The organism is Reichenbachiella versicolor (assembly GCF_003171675.1).
Taxonomy (GTDB): Bacteria; Bacteroidota; Bacteroidia; order Cytophagales; family Cyclobacteriaceae; genus Reichenbachiella; species Reichenbachiella versicolor.
Map to the genome: position 1 here is coordinate 1 of NZ_QFZQ01000013.1, position 18,638 is coordinate 18,638.

Sequence of the window (18,638 nt, forward strand, 5' to 3'; positions counted from 1 at the left end):
CGGATATCAATGAAAAACTCGACAAACTACAGCAGCAGACCGTAGCCAAAGAAAAAGCCCTCAAAGAGAAGATGGCCAAGCTCCGAGCACAAGCCATCGCAGCTGTAGACAAAAAGATCGAAGAGCGTAAAGCCAAGATGAAAGGCGCCATGAGCAAGTTTGGTGGTCTAGTGCTAGACCTAGCCATGAAGTTCTTCACCTTCACCCTTACAGCCGCAGGTATGGACCCTGCTCCAGTCATGGCGATGATCAACAAAGGAGTAGTAACGCTCACAGAGGTCATCACCAAACCGATGCGCTTCTTTACAAATCTAGGTTCAGCGGTCAACAATGGAATCACAGGCTTCCAGACCAACTTCAAGAAGCACATCATGGGAGGCATGGTACAGTGGCTTACCGGAGCCGTAGGAGGCATCATAGAAATCCCCCAGACCTTTGATCTCAGAGGCATCATGAAGATGGGCTTCTCAGCACTAGGACTTACATGGATGAACCTAAGGCAGCGAATAGTCAAGCATGTAGGAGAACCAGTGATGGGAGCCGCCGAGAAAGGCTTCGAAGTAGTCACCATGATCAAGAAAGATGGAGTATCAGGTCTCTGGGAGCATCTACAAGCAGAAGCCGAGTCAGTCAAACAAATGGCCATCGATGGCATCAAGAACTGGGCTCTGATGACTATTGTAAAAGAAGCAGTGATCAAAATCGCACTGATGCTCAATCCAGCAGGAGCCATCGTAGAAGCCATCAAGTCGATCTACAAGCTAGTGATGTGGATCGTAGACAACACACAGCGAATCATTACCTTCATCACCTCAGTGGTCAACTCTGTCAGTTCGATAGCAGCAGGAAAGATCAGTGCAGCAGCAGGGTTCATCGAAAACGCCATGGCTACGACGATACCGATGATCCTAAGTGGCTTAGCCAGTTTCCTAGGACTAGGAGGAATAGCCAAGAAAATCAAAGAGATCATCAGCAAGGTCAGTGCCCCGATCAACAAAGCCATCGACCGTGGAGTTGGTTTTGTAGCTAAGAAGGCGAAGGCTTGGTTTGGGAAGAGTAAAGGGGGTAAAAAGAAAGTTTCTAAAGACAAAGTCGATAATCAGGCGAAAAAGGAGGAAAAGAAGAGCAAGCTGAAATTGAAAGGAGAAAAATTCTCTATGGCTGGTTCGGGACATACCCTAACTTTTGAGAATAAGAAGATCATAATGGCCTCTATAAGAGGTGAATTAATGGGTAAGTTACGATCTGCCATCAAGCAAATCAAAGCCAATCCAAAAGCCAAGAACCTGAATGGAAAAGCTGATATCGTCAAACGTCAGGCAGTACGGTTATTAAAAGTCACCCAAGTAACCACCAAGAAAATAGATGATGTAAGTAATAGTAAAGATCAAGCGAAGCGAAATCAGGCACAAGTGGCATTATCCAAATTAGGGAGGCTCATTGGTAAGTTTGGAGATGACTATGGTCTGAAAGACCTAATGGGGATTGGTAAAGGAGATGAAAAAAACAAAGTATTGGCACAGATACTTCGAGGTTCATCGATATTGCAACCAAGCGAAAAAGTAGAAATAGCCGAAGAACGAGAAGGTAATCAGATAATCGGTTACAGTGCAGTCAGTTCTAAAACATCCAAGGTCTCAGGGGGTATCACTGTTTCTGAACTGGGAGGTAATAAGTATACCAAAAAAGTAGAAAAAGAGAAGAATGCACTTGACGAATACAAAAAGCTTAAACCATTAACACCTGCCGACAGAAGGAAGCATATCGGTTCAACTGAAGCGCACAAGGAGTTCGAAGTTGACCCTATTAGTATAAGAACAATTAAAGGAGCCGCTTCTGATAAAAAAGAAATTCTTTACTACAAGTATAAAGGAGGTAATCAAGAATTTAATGTCGTATACGATAAAGAGACAGGACTTCCAGAAAAAATAACAGGTAGCCATCTTACTTTACATGATTTTGGTGCAGGTGTAATTCAAGGTGAAACTTATGATCTTCACAATAGAGCTCATGCTTTGGCTAATATGTTGGGGGGCACAGGTTATAAGTCTGGAAAAAATATTGTTTATACCTCTAAGTCTTATAATCAAAAGGAAATGAAGGCTAGAGAAGATATGATCGCTGGTAAGTTGGCGGAAATAAACGGCCTTGAATCTTTCAAAATGCAGGTAAAAATTGAATATGCAACCCCTGACAACGACGTTAGTATGAGATTTGTTCAGTTAGCAATGCACAAACGAATTACTCAATTAAAAAATAAAGATCGAGGTAAAGGAAGTCAACATGAATATGAGACGTTGTTAAATCTTTCGAAATATTCAAAAGACAACTTAAAGTCGTTAATCGAAAAAAATGCTAAAAAGATGGGGCAAGCAAGATGTATGAAAGTGGAATATGAAGTTCTTTCAGTTGTTGCGAACGGTAAACCTATGAAGACAGATATAAGTGCAGAGGTCGGTAAAGATCTTTTGTATGCTTTAAGTGAGAAAATATGAGATACAATATTGAAGACGTAAGACATTTTGTAGAAAATGTCTTTCAATCAGAAATTAAAATAAGAAGATACAGTTTTGAATCTGATGCTACTAATGCCGAGCTTGAAGATCGATTTTTGGATTTTCAAGACGAGTGTTTGAGTTTGTATGCAGATTCACCTTTCAATTATTTAAATGCATATAATGGAAAAAAGTCAGATGAAGACAAGCAAAAGTGGCTCAATAGAATGGCTGAACGAAAAATATTCTTGATTAAAGAGTATAAAAAACCTATTTATACTGCTTCGAAAGAATATGTTTCTACATTGTCTAATACTTTATATGTTATATACTCTAGTGGAGAATATAAAAACTTGAATAACGAATACATTACCAAGTTTTATGCGACTGAAATAGAGGGTAAAATAAAATTGATTTGGTACAAAAATGTGACTGCTGAAGGTAAATGGAAGAGTTATGAAGATTTTGAATTAATCAAAGATGAGGGTGAGTTTGTAAAGGCCCTTAAGCTTGAAGCTCCTGAAAATAAAGAAAATCTCAGGCATTATAATTCTTTTTAGAATTCATAAAGAAATTATAAACACTCTTTAGTGTGAAGCTGTAGAGGTTTTTTTGAGCTGTTTTTGTACACCCGATTTTAAAAATGATATTTCGGTGTACACACCTATGCTGTCTATTCTTGTACACTCAAATTTTAAAATGGATTTTGGGTGTACAAAAAAATATTTTTTTGAGACATGAAATGCTTGTACACCTTTTTTTTTACTTTGAAATCTAAGTGTACAGATTTTGTTTTTGAAGAGTGCAAGCAGTACGTGTACAAGAATTTTTCTGTTTAAAATATTCTTGTACAAAATTTATTCTTTTTTAAGCGCTTGATCTTTGTACAAGAAATTTTCAAGTTGATTTTTTCTTGTACAAAACTCCATTTTAGATTGTACAAGAACTGTGTGTACAAATTTTATTCTTGTACAGATTATTCTTGTACAAGAAGGGTACAAAAAAACCCGAACAAATCGGATTTTCTTCTAAGAGCTTCAAAGGTTGATCAAAACCTAAATTTCATATCACTCTACATTCGAGATTTTATTTCTTCTTAGATAGTGATTACCTAAAAGGTAATAATGCTTTTGACCAATTATTTTCAGCTATGGAGTTAAGCTTTCTTTTCGAAAGTATAAGAAACCAAAACAAGGATGGCTCCAACTGCAGCAGGAGCAAACTCTCCATCTGCTTTCTCGACATGAGCTTGAATAGCAAGTATCGTATCAAAGAAGAATCCTGCGTAAGCCCACTCAAGCAAGGTTCTATTTTTCTTAGTCCATATGGCTACTAGCCCTAGCAACTTTGCCACTGCTAATGGAATAACCACATAAGCTGGATATCCTAAACCTTCAAATACTTGGTTGACCTCCGCATTGTTGAAAAAATACATACCGGCTGACATCATCATCAATGCTGTCAATAGTCCTGTACTGATGTAGTAGATAATTTTATTCTTTTTCATAGTGTTGAGTTATTTTTTTCAACAGTAATACACTGTTAGATTGATATTAGTTCAATCTATAAAAAAACCTCTTCAATCTATTCGCTTTGATGCAAATAGATTGAAGAGGTGTTTACTGTGGGGCTGAATTACCCTACTTGACTACAACTGTAGCAGGATCGAGCTTTTTACCTCGTAGAGGTAAGATCACGAATCTATAGTCGTACTTTCTTCCCTTTAGCAAATACTCCTCGTGAGCTTGTGCGATGTGAGACCAAGTATTGTCTCCTCCTACACCTTGCTGGGCTAGATCTATATTCACAGTGAATACATCACGCTCCTTGAGATCATAGGAGTGATTGGCTGCGTCGATATTCGCAAGGCTATATTCCCATACACTGAAGTTCAAGTCTTGAGCTCCTTTGATCAATAAGCCTCTACCATATTTATCCTTTAGTGTGGCGTGCTTCACTCCCATTCTATTACCTAATTCTTGAGGTTTGATATACATAATATCCATATCTGCTACTTTAGATCTATATATTCCTACATGGGCTCCATATGCTCTATCTGAGTATGCTGCTTGTGGACCTTGACCTAAGTATGTTACATTCTCATAGCTATCTGCGATATCCATTTGCATACCGACTCTAGCTGGATTCGGAGAGTTGGCATCTATATCCGAACTGTAGGCTACCTCTACTCTACCATCAGACTTGATCGTGTAGATTAGCTTGACAGCCGTCTTCATAGTTTCACTCTTGAGTTCTACCTCATAAGTCCCGCTATTATTTGATATACTGGCTTTGCCCGAAGAGAGTTTGAAAGTGGCTTTCGCCCAATCATATTCTTTATCCCAGTCTCCCTTCCTACGATACGCGGTATCATTTTCAGTAGTCGCTCTCCAGAAGTTAGGCTTCAGAGGTGACTTGATCATTTCCTTGCCTGCTACCTTCATCGAGCTAAGCAAACCTCCTTCGAATGCTACTGAAAAATCTCCTCCTTTGAAAGTGACATTGCTTCCTGATTCAGACTTGACTACCGTTCCTTTAAATTTCTCAGCTTTAGGAGCAGGTGAAGCTACTGGCAACTGGAATTGCTCTTCGAATACAACGTAGCCTTTTGGTGCCCACCAAGTAGCGGCTTTTTGTCTACCTTCTATATTGACCCAATATTCATGACCTGCTTTTCCTTTGGGAAGTACATACCCTAAGTCTAATTTCTTAGAAGACATAGCTGCTACATTGAAGCCTTCTACTAACTGAGGCTTTCCTTTAACTCCATTGTCAACTATATACCAGTACAAATCATATACAGATAGATCAGTAGTTTCCTTTCTATTCGTGACAGTAAAGATCCCTTTTTTCAAGTCTTCAGCCTTAGCAATGACAGGTTGGTTGACTTTCTTAGCTTCAAAGATTTCAGCTTTTGGTTTGCGATCGGCAGTGATGATACCATTGATGCAGAAACTATTGTCATTTGGTTTGTCACCGAAATCGCCTCCATAGGCTAAATATTTTACTCCATCCTCAGTCGTATTGTATATACCTTGATCGATCCAGTCCCAGATAAAGCCTCCCAATGCTCTATCGTTTCTATGAATCACATCCCAGTACTCCTTCATGTTACCTAGTGAATTACCCATTGCATGAGCATACTCACACATCACAACTAATCTCCCATCTTCTTCAGTTTGATCGATTAGTTCTTGAAGCATTTTAGGTGTTGGGTACATCCTACTATGCATATCTACCCAGAATGGTGCACTTGGCTCGATTCCTTTGGTAGTCTTTCTCATTGTAGGGTTACCTGCTGCTCCTTCATAGTGAATCATTCTAGTAGGATCATAATCTTTGATCCAAGTAGACATAGCAGCATGGTTTGGTCCCATACCTGATTCATTACCCAGTGACCATGAGAAGATAGAGGGGTGATTTTTGTCCCTCATCACCATGCTAATTGCTCTTTCTATGTAGGCTGACGCCCATCTATGATTGTTAGTCAACTCACCTCTGACACCATGCGACTCCAGATTGGCTTCATCCATGACATATAATCCATACTTATCACATAGATCATAGAAGTATGGGTCATTTGGATAATGAGAAGTTCTTACCGAGTTAAAGTTAAATTGCTTCAATAGCTTAATATCTTCTTCGATCTCTTCTCTAGTGACTGCCTTTCCATTGACATCGCTATGGTCATGACGGTTGACTCCGATCATCTTCACAGGAATACCATTGACAGTAAAAGCGCCGTTTTCGTTTTGCCCGTATTCACGGAAACCTACTTTCGTAGAAGTGTATTGCTGAGGAGTTCCTTTTTCGTCCTTCACAGTAAATACCAATGTATAAAGTGTGGGCTTGTCAGCGGTCCACAGTTCTGGCGACTTGATGTTCATTTCGATCAACTTACCGAAATAAACATTCTCACGTTGAGGAATGAATTCTTTGATGATCTTACCAAGCTCGATTTTGTGAGTTTCTCCTATCTGAGCACCTGATGGATCGACCAGTTTAGTCTCTAGCGACCACTTATCATAGATGGTTGGTCTTGGTGCTGTTCCAAATTTATAAGTCTTAAACCTGTCTTGATTACTTGAATAAACTTTCGGTCTTACTTGAAGTTTTGCGTTCTCGAACTTCTCATCTAAATCTGTTCTTACAAAGAAGTCATTGAGCCTAGTGACAGGAGTAGCCATAAGGTAAACTTCTCTATGGATACCACTAAGTCTCCAATGATCCTGAGCTTCTAAGTAACTCCCGTCAGACCATCTATAGACTTTGACTGCGAGTGTATTTTTTCCTTTTTTCAGCTTTGATGTGATATCAAACTCAGCTGACATTCTACTGTCTTCTGCGTACCCGATATATTCTCCATTTACCCATACATAGTATGCTGAAGTCACACCTCCGAAATGTAAAATCACATCCTGACCTTCCCACGCTTCTGGGATTTCAAAGGTTCTTACATAAGAACCTACTGGATTGTCTTCTTCTCCTATGAAGGGAGCATTTGACATAAATGGATAAGTTGAGTTCGTATAAATAGGCCTACCATACCCTTTGATTTCCCAGTTAGATGGAACTGAGATTTTATCCCACTTGGAGTAATCAAAAGATGGTTTGTGAAAGTCTTTTGGAGCATCAGCAGGCTTAGGAGCCCAGTTGAAGAACCAATTTCCATTTAGACTTTTGTAAAGGCTCGATGTTTCTCTATCTCCTGCCAAGGCTTCTGCTTCGCTATCAAAATTGTAAGATGTTGCTCTTGAGGGCATCTTGTTCACGAAGGAGATAGTAGGATCTTCCCACTCTCTGAACTGGGAATTGGCAGACACAGCATAGAAAACTACTGCCAGTAATAGTAATGTCTTTTTATACATTTTAATACTTGTTTCAAATAACAGCGCCAAATTATGAAACCGGCAGCTACTATTAGAAATTATTTTGTCATAATCGAAAGCGATTACAATTGCCCACCCTATAAAGCAACAAACTCCCATGCCTGACCTATAAATTCAGACATCGGAGTTTTAAACACAGCCTTTGATTTTTATAAGATCTATTTCAATAAATACTTCAATATCTCCTCTGCCATCAGTCGATGACCATACTTATTAGGGTGAATGGGATCTTTCTTTCCGTAAGATTTTTCCTTCTGGTCGTACAATGCAGAGTATAGATCTATTACATCTACCTCTTTTGATTTTGCTTGTATCATTTGTCTAAAAGGACGAACAACTTCTTGATCATACTTAGGATAAGGCTGCTTCCAACTGTAGTCTTCGGGTGGAAGATTGAGTGTGTCATTTTTCACAAATGCTAGTGGAGCTGGAGTCATCAAGACTGCCTCCGCTCCTACCTTCTTAGTTTCAGAAATCAATCGATCCAAACCTTGTGCAAATAGATCCTTCGTTTGATCGTTCATCGGTTGATATATTCCGCAGTTAATCCCATATAGATATATGACTCTATCGGGACGAATAGAATCTAACAATAAAGTCAATCGATCAAAAACATAAGGCCTTGGTGGATTGTGAATCTTTTCAGATAGCCCTGTGACCGTTTCACTACTTAAGCCTGCGTTTAGCAATTCATAATCATCATTTCCTGAAGCACTAAGACTATCCTCCAAATAGTTCATAAAGTGTCCTTGATGAAAGATACTATTCCCTACAAATAGCACCTTTTCTACTTTGGGCTGGCATGCCGTCACAAAAAACAAAGGCAGTACTATGACTAACCAGTAATTCAGTTTTGCTCTTGTAATCATAACGTGATTATAACTCAAATTTCAATTGGAGCGGGTCATCATATGATTTTTGCAAAGCCACTAAGTCGGCATATAAAGACTTCACTTTATCTTGATACTGCTCGTTTTCTGACAAATCATTCATCTCCTCTGGATCATTTTCCAAATCAAATAGCAATAATTTGTTCGCTTTTGGATAGGCTATTAGTTTAAAACCATCTTTACGAATACTTCTTTGTTTGTCTACATATGCACCATAGATCGCATCATAATATGAATCTGTCCTTTCACCATTGATCAATGGCATCATGCTGTTAAACTCTACGTATGACGGCTTTTCGATTCCAGCCAAGTCCAAACTGGATGCCATAATATCTTGTAAGTAAACATCTGCTGTGATTTTTTGACCTTTAGGTACATCAGGACCTACTACCATCATCGGTGGCCTGACACTGTGATCAAATAGGTTTTGTTTACCAATCAACCCATGTTTACCCATGGCTAAACCATGATCAGCAGTGAAGAAAATGTAAGTATTGTCCATCTTTCCTGATACCTCTAATGCATCAAGTATTTTTCCTATCTGTGCATCCAAATGAGTGATAATAGCATAATACTCCTTAATATGGGTTTTAGTAGCGAACTCTGTTCTAGGAAAAGGAGCTAAAGCCTCATCTCTTACAGAAGGTCCATTTCCAATTAAATATTGATACTCGTACTCTGGCACCCAACTTTCAGGAAGTGATATATTGTTGATGTCATACATATCAACATACTCTTTTGGAGCCTGTCTAGGATCATGAGGCGCATTAAAGGCTAGGTACATGAAAAATGGTTTATCCTTGATTTTGGCAGAGTCTATAAACGCTAAGGCGTCGTCCTTCAGCACTTCACTCCAGTGCTTACCTCCAGCCCAAAACCCACCCATCTCTGGGTCATAAGGTCTCCATGTCGTATCTGCTTCGTCTTTTGGCCTACCATATCCCAGAGGCATTATTTCTTCTGCTGTCAATTCACCCTTTGCTACCTTGTTTTGGAATAAGTCTCTCATTTTAGAGAATTCCCAGTTGTCCTTTGGCATTCCGGGGCGGATGTTCTTTGCTTTATCAAAGACCTTACCTGCTTTGGCATCTACATGCCACTTACCTGTCATGTATGTATCATACCCTGCTTGCTTCATCATCATAGACCAAGTTTGATCTAATGAATCACCTTTCAGCCAGTTTTTTCTGAACTTATTGACTCTCCAAACTGAACGTCCAGCGTTGAGTTGCGCTCTAGAAGCAGCACAAACAGCTCCATTCCATGCTCCCATATTATAGGCGTTGGTAAAAGTGGTACCTTCATTGACCAAACGATCCATATTGGGGGTGATGATCTCGCTATTACCTAAAGCATTGATCGCAGTGTAAGTCTGATCATCAGTGAAGATAAATACGATATTAGGTTGCTTATTCTCGGTCTCTTTTTGCTGACAGCTAGTGATTGCTACAAGTGCTAAAAACATATTAGCGAAAGCTTTAATCCTCATTCTAAACATTTGCACATAAGTTTATTTTGACAACTGCAATATCAAGATTTTGTCCAAACTATTTAGGGAGGTCTTTATCAAAACATCGGGGTGTTTTTCAAAAATGGAGGTGATTTTCGTCGAATCAATTAAAAATATTGAAGCACATTTTTTTTACACTTTTGCTTTTCATACTAGTAGTTTTGTTGCTAATGGAGTAGGTCGATAAACTTAACAGAATCAAACTAACCAAGTGAAGACTCTATAAATGAAAAGAAAAACAAGTTTAGGCCTTCTTATATTCTAAATTCAATCTGTTAATCATTTGTCCAGTAAAGTATAATTTTAAAATATAGAACCACCACACCTCTTAGTAAATAGCTTTTTGTTGACAGACGTTATAATTTTATCCATTCGTATTTATACATCCGTCCAAAAACCCCGTAATCTGTTAACCATGACAAGACTAGTTTTATTAATACTTCTTACACTTATCATATCTGAAGGGCTTTTAGCTCAGACTGATCCATTGAGAGGTGTTTTCACAGATCCGCAGTTCAAAGTCCAAAACATTATTGCTAATGTGCAGGATTCCTCTATTGTAGCGCCAACTGATTACAATGATTTTATTGACTTTGGCATCAAACTTTACGATAAGGGAAACTATAGTGAAGCGCTATCCAATTTTAAGAAGGCTAAGAAAGTTTACTCGGAAATAATCGGAGAAAATGCAGGTACGGAAAAAGAGCGAAACCCTTACCCTGACTATTACATTGGCTCTAGCTATGCGGGATTAATGCAATACGATAGTGCGATCTATTACCTTACATTATCTATTAAAGAAGTTCCTTATTTTCTAGATGGATATAGCTATCTAGGATATATCCATGTAATGAACAAGGACTATGATCAGGCTCTAAAAACCTATAATGAAGGACTAAAAATCAACAGTACCTACGATCAACTTCTTCACAATGTAGCCTATACCTATTACCTGATGGGAGATATCAAAAAAACGCTCAAAACCATCAATAAAAACATAGAGGCGAATCCATTATACCCTTCTTCGTATATCCTAAAAGCTTGGATATTCGAAGAGAAGCGTAACTTGGCCAAGGTAGATCAAGCATTTGATGCTGGACTGGCCGCCTCGCCGAAACAATCTGAGATACTTAATGCTAGAGCTAATTATTTTCTCCGCAGAAGTCTTACTAGAGAAGCTAAGGCTGATCTTGAAGTTTTAATGGATCTAGACCCTTCTGATTCGGCTCCGAAAATTTTAATGAGTCTTTGTGATTTGTATGATTACGAATTGGTTAAGGGTATAAAAGGCCTTGCTAAAATACTTACTGAATTTTATAAACTTCCAGAGAACGTCGCCTATCAGCCCGACGCGGACTACGTGGATCGAGAAATAGTCTTGCTCTACGAGCTTATTGATTCGCAAGAGTTCGATGAAAAAGAGCTTGAAATATTCGGTGGTATGATTCGTGAAGTATCTATTGATAATTCGGTAGATAAGACTGTCAAGGAATGTAAAACCTATTTAGAAAAGAATCCAAAGTCCGAGTTAGTACAGCGATGTTATCTGTACGCACTGGTAGCCTACCATCCTAATGAAGTTACAAAAAATATCATTGAAAATGCTGAGGCTGCTAGTGATTCGTATTCTGTTAAATACATTGATGGACGGTTCAACTTCAATCGAGGACTTCACTTTATCGCTATCAAAAAGTTCAATGAGGTTTTAGACAAAGAACCAGACTTTGGCCTAGCACATTATTATAAGGCTCTGTCTACTGCTGAGGTCAATTTACATCCCATTGCATTAGGGTCATATAACAAGGCCATAGAGCTAATGCCCAATTACTTTTACGCTTACAATGACCGCGGCAATTGTTTCGAGCGCCAACAGATGTATGATTCAGCTATATTAGATTACAAGAAAGCCATTTCAATAAACCCCAATTTTACTTGGCCTTATAATGGACTCGGACTCTCATATAGAGAACTCAAAAAATACGACAGTGCAAAATACTATTTTGAGAAGGCCATAGAGCTTGATGCTGATAACTATATGCCATATATGAACTTAGGGATATCTTATCTCAACCAAGATAATTCTGAAAAAGCAATAGAGCTATTTGATATGTCTCTTGAAATCAACCCTAACAATGATTTGGTTCTTAGTCGACGTTCTAAAATTTATTCCTCAAAAGGAAAAATTGACAAAGCCATTGATGATATCAACATGTGTATCCAACTACAACCTGAAAATGGAGCATACTATACGGATAGAGGTGATCTATACACTAGAAAAGAAAGTATAGAGTTAGCAAAAGAAGACTTCAGGTTGGCTATTAAATATGGAGGAAGGTTCAATATCTACCCTAAGAAAAGACTAGCTGACATGTTCAGGTTTACAGAAGAGTTTGATTCAGCCCATTATTATTACAATGCAGCGCTAATGGTCTTTCCAAAATATGCGAGTGCGGAATTTGGGTTAGCTTTTAATTACTATCAACAGCAACAATACGATTCTGCGATCTATCATTTTCATCAAGCTGGAAAAATTAACCCGGAGTTTTCCGGAGCTTTTGGAAACCTGGGATGGACCTATTACTTGGTAGGGGATTATGAGAATTGTGTTAAATATTCTGTGAAGGCGATTGAATTAGATAAGTATGCATTTTACGCTATGTTCAATCATGCTCTATCAAAGCTATGCCTTGGCGAAACGGAAGAATCAATTGAGCTTTATATTTCATATAAAGCTAAAGCTGATAAAAACGATGCCTCACTTGATGGTGCGATCAAAGACCTTGAAGACTTAAGAGACAAGGGACAATTCGTTCAAGAAACTAATAGAATATTGAAGACGATTTTTAACAGATAATATCAGTGGCTCTTAAGTCATTTGATGAAAAGACATAAATGTTAGAATCGAAACTCAACGACCCAAAATTGGAAACCCGCCAAACAAGCTATTGACCCAAGACTAAAACCTTGCAGCCATTAAAAGATTCAAATCCTTATAGTTCATTCTGAATTTCTCGGCTAAATGAACATTGGTTAAAAACCCTTTATAGGCATAAACCCCCTTCATGAACCATGAATTTTGATAAATCATCTGATCAACCCCTCCTACTTTTGAAATACCTGATAATATGGGAACGAAAATATTACTAAGTACCTTGGTCGAGGTTCTAGGTACAAGCGATGCTATGTTAGGGACACAATAGTGAATTACATCATGTTCTACAAAAACAGGGTTTTTCAGATTTGTGGGTCGGGATGTTTCTACGATTCCTCCTTCATCTATACTGACATCAATGATTACAGCTCCTTTTTTCATAGCACGAACCATATCTTCCGTAATCACTTTTTCTAAGATACCTCTTTCGGATCTTACAGCTGCAATAACTACATCCGCTTCTTCTAATGCTTTTCTCAAAGCCACATTATCAATGGTAGAAGTAAAAATAGAAGCTGATAGGATTTGCTTTAATCTATGAAGCTTATAGAGGTGTTGATCGAATACTTTAACAGAGGCTCCAAAACCTAAAGCGGTACGAGCAGCATATTCTGTAACAGTTCCTGCTCCTATGATGACTATGTTCGTAGGTGGCACGCCTGTAATACCTCCAAGGATAACTCCTGCATGACCTTTGCCTACCGCCAAATAATCAGCAGCAAGTGGCATCACTACAGATCCTGCGATTTCACTCATTGCCCTTACAATCGGAAGACCTCCCCCATTATCTTCGAGCAGTTCATAACCAATAGCAGTGATCTTTTTCTCATTCAGCATACAAAGTCTGCGCTTAACATTCTTCTCATGCCTATGAATAGTAGAGATCAATGTATTACCTGGACTGAGCCACCCTATTTCATCTGTAGTTGGATATTCTACTTTGATGACCACGTCTGACTTAAATACTTCCTTAGCATCATTAGTAATATTGGCGCCAGCGCTAGAGTAATCTTCATCTGAGAAATTTGAAGAAAGCCCAGAGCCACATTGTACTAAGACCTTGTGTCCTTGATTGGTTAGCGTTTCTACTCCCTTTGGAGTTAAACCTATTCTATTTTCATAGGTAGATGTTTCTTTAGGGAGTCCAATAGTAAGTGATTTTCCACCTCTTTTGAGAGAAGCTAATTTCTCTAGAGGGTACACCTTTGATTCTTCTACTAGCGACGTTACGCTACCTTTCAATTGCTCAGTCATGCTTACTTAGTCTTACGGTACGGGTGTTGTCAGGCTCCAAGATAATACTAATCTTGATGTATTGATCTGGTATCAAAGATGGAATTCTCTCTGCCCACTCTATGAAACAATGGTTTCCAGAGTAGAAATATTCGTCGCAGCCAATATCTACTGCTTCCATTTCTTCTTCTATTCGATAAAAATCAAAATGATAATATTCTTCCCCATTAGCATCTTCATAGACATTTACCAATGAGAAAGTAGGACTACTAGTCTCATCTAAAATCCCATATTCTATGGCTATAGCTTTTATTAATGTGGTCTTACCTGCCCCCATTGAACCATCAAAAACCCAAACTTTCCTCTCTTCAGCGAAGGTTATTATTTTCTTAGCCGCTTCCCCGACCTCCTCAATCGAATTGAGCTTAAACTCCATCTATTTTATTTTTTAGGCTTCAAATGAATTAAAGGCACTATGACTTCTTCCATTGATATTCCTCCATGCTGAAAGGTATCCTTATATAGATTCACATAGTGATTGTAATTATTTGGATAAGCAAAGAAATCATCCTTTTTCGTAAAGAAATAAGCACTTGAAACATTTGGTTTTGGTAACCTCAAATCTTCTGGACTTCTGACAATATAAACAGACTCTGGATTGTCAACATTGAGATTTTTCCCGACCTTATATCGAAGGTTAGGATTGGTGTTTTTATCTCCTACAATCTTCACAGGCTTATTGACCCTGATCGTACCGTGGTCTGTTGTGATTACTACCTTGAAGTCCTTCTCTGACAAGATTTTCAACATTTCAAGTAGTGTGGAGTGCATAAACCATGATTGAGTCAATGATCGATAAGCCGATTCATCCGGTGCCAATTCTCGAATCATCTTCAAATCGGTACGGGCATGAGAAAGTACATCTACAAAATTGTACACTACCACATTCAAATCATTCTTGTAGAGATTATTTATATTGTTCAAAACTTGCTTTCCCTGCTCTTTTTGAATGACCTTGTTGTAAGTCATAGACTTGCCCTCTAATCCACAGCGCTTCATATTCCTTCTTAGAAACTCTTCTTCTTGCAAGTTTTTACCTTCTTCCTTGTCTTCTCCTACCCAAATATCCTTGTGACGAGTGGCCATATCGTCTGGCATCAAACCACTAAAAATAGCATTTCTCGCATAAGCAGTAGTAGTTGGTAAAATAGAATAAAAAGGAACTTCATTTTCGATATGAAAATATTCCGATACCATTGGCTCTATCAGTTGCCATTGATCGTACCTTAAATTATCAATCAAAAAGAAAAACACCTTTTCATCGGATTTAAGTAAAGGAAAAACCTCTCTACTCATTAATTGATAGGATAGCAATGGTCTATCAATGTCCGGTTGGTTCAACCATTCCTCGTAATTATCGATTAAAAATTCACTAAACTCAGAGTTGGCTTCTTCTTTTTGCATGTTAAGGATTTCAGCCATATCCTTTTCTTCCGTCTCATCTATCTTTAATTCCCAATGAACCATCTTCTTATATATCTCAATCCACTCATTGTGATCAAGATTTTCAGAAAATGCCATACTAATATTTCTAAAATCCTGCTGATAACTCATGTTGGTTTTCTGAGAGACCAATCGTTTATTATCCAAAATCTTCTTTACCGAAAGTAATATTTGATTAGGGTTTATCGGCTTGATGAGATAGTCGGCTATTTGAGATCCTATAGCTTCTTCCATGATATACTCCTCTTCGCTCTTGGTGATCATCACCACAGGAAGAGATGGGTACAACGGCTTAATCTGTTCTAAAGTCTCCAGTCCAGAGATTCCTGGCATATTCTCGTCTAAAAAGACAATATCGAAATCATCTTCCTTCAGTGATTCTAATGCATCAGCGCCACTGTTGACCGGCTCTACTTCATATCCTTTGTCATTGAGAAAGAGAATATGTGGTTTGAGAAGATCAATTTCATCATCTGCCCATAAGATTTTATAATTTCTCATCGTCTATCTTTGTCTTGCCTTAAAAGCTATTTTGAACACTTGTTGAATAACCAAAAGTGATTATTACAAACATTGCTTTCAAAATAAGATAATCAGAGGACAACTTTCTATTCAAAAGCACGGATTTTGACTAACAAAAATAAAATCATCAATGATCCTGTCTATGGCTTCATTACCATTCACAGTGAATTGATCTTCGAAATCATTGAACATCCCTATTTTCAAAGACTCCGACGAATCAGGCAACTTGGCCTTACCAACTTAGTTTACCCTGGAGCACTTCATACTAGATTTCACCATGCAATCGGTTCAATGCATTTGATGTATGAAGCCTTGACTAATCTACGAACTAAAGGCGTTGAAATCTCCAATGATGAACTAGAAGCTAGTATGATAGCTATACTGCTGCATGACATTGGACATGGGCCATTCTCTCATACACTTGAATTTAGCCTGTTAAACGACGTCAGACACGAAGAGATATCTCTACTCTTCTTCAAACAGCTAAATAAACAGTTCAACGGTGCTCTAGACATGGCTCATGATATCTTTTCCGGCCGTTATCACAGGAAATTTTTCCATGAGCTGGTTTCTTCTCAGCTAGATATTGATCGATTGGATTACCTCAAGAGAGACAGCTTCTTTACTGGTGTATCAGAAGGCAGTATTGGTTCTGAACGTATCATCAATATGCTTAATGTCAAAAATGATGAAATTGTAGTCGAAGAAAAAGGTATCTACAGTATAGAACACTTTTTAAGTGCTAGACGCCTAATGTATTGGCAAGTCTATCTCCACAAGACATCTGTAAGTGCGGAAGAAATGCTAATTCAAATGATTCGCAGGGCAAAAAAAATATGTCAGAAAGGTGATAATATTGATGCTACGCCGGCACTTAGGATGTTTTTAGAGAGAAACATTGGGTGGGATGATTTTATGGAAGATCCTGAGATTATCCAAGTATTCTCTCTTTTGGATGACAGTGATTTATGGGGAAGCATGAAGTTTTGGAGAGAACATCCAGACTTTGCTCTATCAAAATTGAGTAAATCGATGTTGGATCGTGATCTATTTAAGATCATACTTTCGAATGAAAAACCTTCAAGTGAATTCGCCCAAGAAAAATTAGAGGCTATTAAGAACAACTTCAATGTCAGTAAAAAAGAAGCTTCTTACTTAACAGGTTCTGGTAAAATCAGCAACTCCGCTTATATGCGAAGTGGTCAAAAAATAAAAATTCTTACCAAACGACAAGAAATAGTAGATGTAGAAAAAGCTACTGACCTTCCTAATATTAAAGCCATGAGTAAAATAGTAAACAAACATTTTTTCTGTTGGTATGAAATCAAATAACACGCTTTTATCATTACTTGCTAATAAGCTCTAACCTTCATTATCAAACTAATAATGTTATCACAACGTTTTTTAGGCTGAAAATTCTAAATTTGGCGCTCAAATCACCTAACAGCACCAATTCACAACTAATATAGAACATGGATAAAGACGCATCACCAATCCCAGCATACGACCCAAGTTTACCACCTGTATACGACATCAACGGTATTTCAAAGATCTTACCTCATAGATACCCTTTCTTGTTGATTGATAAGATCTGGCATCTAGATGAAAAATATGTTGCTGGAATCAAAAATGTGACGATGAACGAACCTTTTTTCCAAGGTCACTTTCCAGAAAACCCCGTAATGCCAGGTGTGCTTCAAATTGAAGCTATGGCTCAAATCGGCGGGATATTATGTCTAAACACTGTTCCTGATCCAGAAAACTACTGGACGTACTTCTTAGGAGTAGACAATTTCAAATTCAGAAAGATGGTACTTCCTGGTGACACACTAGAAATCACATGTGAATTGCTCCAACCAATCAAAAGAGGCATTTGCAAAATGGCTGGTGTGGCTAAGGTGAATGGGAAAATAGCTTCTCAAGGAACTATGACAGCAAGTCTTACAAGAAAAGACGCTTAATACACTATTAATGCAGGTTTCTTTAGACAACATTGGCAAGAAATTCATCGGTAACCAATGGATCTTTAGAAACCTGAATTTCCATATCAAACCAACCGACCGAGTAGCTTTTACAGGTCACAATGGCAGTGGAAAATCTACTCTGGTTCAAATTATTGCAGGTTCTTCACTCCCTTCAGAAGGGAAAGTCATTTATTCAAATCCAATTAAAGAAATCAAAGTGGAGGAAGCTATTCCTGAAATCAGCTATGCAGCCCCATACATAGAACTTATAGAAGAGTATACACTCAAAGAGTTTTTAAAATTTCATTTCCAGTTTAAAAAATTAAATAGAGTTTCTAATCTAAGAGAACTTATTGAAGTAATGTACCTAAATGGGCATGAGAATAAACTTATCAAATTCTTCTCGTCGGGAATGAAACAAAGACTAAAACTCGCTATTACATTCTACTCTAAATCTGAATTGATTCTCCTTGATGAACCTACCACTAACCTAGATTCTACTGGAACGAAATGGTACATTGATCAGATCAAACAAATATCTTCTGAGATCCCAATAATAATTGCTTCTAATCAAGAATTCGAATACGAATTCTGTAATAAAGTACTGAACGTCAGTAAAGATTAGCTAGTCTAATAATGACGTCTATCTTTAAACAACTCTTTTGAATATACTTTTGCATGCTCTGACTTGATCAAAAGG

12 protein-coding genes and 1 pseudogene are annotated in these 18,638 nt (G+C 38.0%); 6 read left to right on the forward strand and 7 right to left on the reverse strand.

Going from position 1 to position 18,638, the window contains the following annotated elements:
• Together DKG80_RS19795 and DKG80_RS19800 are read left to right on the forward strand one after the other, a co-directional pair.
• A partial coding sequence (locus DKG80_RS19795; RefSeq protein WP_221409166.1) for a phage tail protein occupies positions 1-2,495 on the forward strand: 2,495 nt, incomplete at its 5' end.
• Entirely contained in the window at positions 2,492-3,055 is a 564-nt protein-coding gene (locus DKG80_RS19800) for a hypothetical protein (protein WP_109833125.1), read from the forward strand. The genes DKG80_RS19795 and DKG80_RS19800, both read left to right, overlap by 4 nt.
• Before the next feature lie 596 nt (positions 3,056-3,651).
• On the opposite strand, the gene DKG80_RS19805 is transcribed toward DKG80_RS19800, so the two are convergent.
• The 4 genes from DKG80_RS19805 to DKG80_RS19820 all read right to left on the reverse strand — a co-directional run bounded on the left by DKG80_RS19805 (position 3,652) and on the right by DKG80_RS19820 (position 9,772).
• A complete protein-coding gene (locus DKG80_RS19805) occupies positions 3,652-4,002 on the reverse strand; it encodes a DoxX family protein (protein ID WP_109833126.1) in 351 nt (116 codons plus the stop codon).
• 133 nt (positions 4,003-4,135) lie between these two features.
• Entirely contained in the window at positions 4,136-7,363 is a 3,228-nt protein-coding gene (locus DKG80_RS19810) for a glycoside hydrolase family 2 TIM barrel-domain containing protein (RefSeq protein ID WP_162556009.1), read from the reverse strand.
• Positions 7,364-7,542: 179 nt separating this feature from the next.
• Positions 7,543-8,253 (reverse strand): GDSL-type esterase/lipase family protein, encoded by a 711-nt coding sequence (locus tag DKG80_RS19815; protein ID WP_109833128.1) that lies wholly within the window; start codon positions 8,251-8,253, stop codon positions 7,543-7,545.
• 7 nt (positions 8,254-8,260) lie between these two features.
• A complete protein-coding gene (locus tag DKG80_RS19820) occupies positions 8,261-9,772 on the reverse strand; it encodes a sulfatase-like hydrolase/transferase (protein WP_245907048.1) in 1,512 nt (503 codons plus the stop codon).
• A gap of 427 nt (positions 9,773-10,199) precedes the next feature.
• On the opposite strand from DKG80_RS19820, the gene DKG80_RS19825 reads away from it, so the two are divergent.
• Complete coding sequence (locus tag DKG80_RS19825) at positions 10,200-12,638, forward strand: tetratricopeptide repeat protein (RefSeq protein WP_109833129.1); 2,439 nt, start codon at positions 10,200-10,202, stop codon at positions 12,636-12,638.
• A gap of 102 nt (positions 12,639-12,740) precedes the next feature.
• Here DKG80_RS19825 and DKG80_RS19830 read toward each other — a convergent pair whose 3' ends face one another.
• From DKG80_RS19830 to porX, 3 genes are read right to left on the reverse strand one after another with little or no spacing between them, the layout of a single operon-like run.
• Positions 12,741-13,970, reverse strand: a complete 1,230-nt coding sequence (locus DKG80_RS19830) for an alanine dehydrogenase (protein WP_185140184.1) — start codon at positions 13,968-13,970, stop codon at positions 12,741-12,743.
• Entirely contained in the window at positions 13,963-14,385 is a 423-nt protein-coding gene (gene tsaE, locus DKG80_RS19835) for a tRNA (adenosine(37)-N6)-threonylcarbamoyltransferase complex ATPase subunit type 1 TsaE (protein ID WP_109833130.1), read from the reverse strand. The genes DKG80_RS19830 and tsaE overlap by 8 nt, the downstream gene beginning before the upstream one ends.
• Before the next feature lie 5 nt (positions 14,386-14,390).
• The gene (gene porX, locus DKG80_RS19840) at positions 14,391-15,953 is read right to left on the reverse strand and encodes a T9SS response regulator signal transducer PorX (RefSeq protein WP_109833131.1); all 1,563 of its coding nucleotides are present in this window, start codon (positions 15,951-15,953) and stop codon (positions 14,391-14,393) included.
• 123 nt (positions 15,954-16,076) lie between these two features.
• Here porX and DKG80_RS19845 point away from each other — a divergent pair, with 123 nt between their 5' ends.
• From DKG80_RS19845 to DKG80_RS19855, 3 genes and pseudogenes are all read left to right on the forward strand, one after another.
• Positions 16,077-17,306, forward strand: coding sequence for an HD domain-containing protein (locus DKG80_RS19845; RefSeq protein ID WP_109833132.1), 1,230 nt, complete (start codon positions 16,077-16,079; stop codon positions 17,304-17,306).
• A gap of 161 nt (positions 17,307-17,467) precedes the next feature.
• Positions 17,468-17,935: pseudogene (gene fabZ / locus DKG80_RS19850) on the forward strand (3-hydroxyacyl-ACP dehydratase FabZ); the annotation flags it as partial.
• A 10-nt stretch (positions 17,936-17,945) separates the two neighbouring features.
• Complete coding sequence (locus DKG80_RS19855) at positions 17,946-18,563, forward strand: ABC transporter ATP-binding protein (protein WP_109833134.1); 618 nt, start codon at positions 17,946-17,948, stop codon at positions 18,561-18,563.
• Positions 18,564-18,638 lie beyond the last annotated feature (75 nt).

Excerpts from the sequence above, each read along its gene's own strand:
- DKG80_RS19800 (WP_109833125.1), top strand. The coding sequence starts at position 2,492 with ATGAGATACAATATTGAAGACGTAAGACATTTTGTAGAAAATGTCTTT.
- DKG80_RS19805 (WP_109833126.1), bottom strand. The coding sequence starts at position 4,002 with ATGAAAAAGAATAAAATTATCTACTACATCAGTACAGGACTATTGACA.
- DKG80_RS19810 (WP_162556009.1), bottom strand. The coding sequence starts at position 7,363 with ATGTATAAAAAGACATTACTATTACTGGCAGTAGTTTTCTATGCTGTG.
- DKG80_RS19815 (WP_109833128.1), bottom strand. The coding sequence starts at position 8,253 with ATGATTACAAGAGCAAAACTGAATTACTGGTTAGTCATAGTACTGCCT.
- DKG80_RS19820 (WP_245907048.1), bottom strand. The coding sequence starts at position 9,772 with ATGTTTAGAATGAGGATTAAAGCTTTCGCTAATATGTTTTTAGCACTT.
- DKG80_RS19825 (WP_109833129.1), top strand. The coding sequence starts at position 10,200 with ATGACAAGACTAGTTTTATTAATACTTCTTACACTTATCATATCTGAA.
- DKG80_RS19830 (WP_185140184.1), bottom strand. The coding sequence starts at position 13,970 with ATGACTGAGCAATTGAAAGGTAGCGTAACGTCGCTAGTAGAAGAATCA.
- tsaE (WP_109833130.1), bottom strand. The coding sequence starts at position 14,385 with ATGGAGTTTAAGCTCAATTCGATTGAGGAGGTCGGGGAAGCGGCTAAG.
- porX (WP_109833131.1), bottom strand. The coding sequence starts at position 15,953 with ATGAGAAATTATAAAATCTTATGGGCAGATGATGAAATTGATCTTCTC.
- DKG80_RS19855 (WP_109833134.1), top strand. The coding sequence starts at position 17,946 with ATGCAGGTTTCTTTAGACAACATTGGCAAGAAATTCATCGGTAACCAA.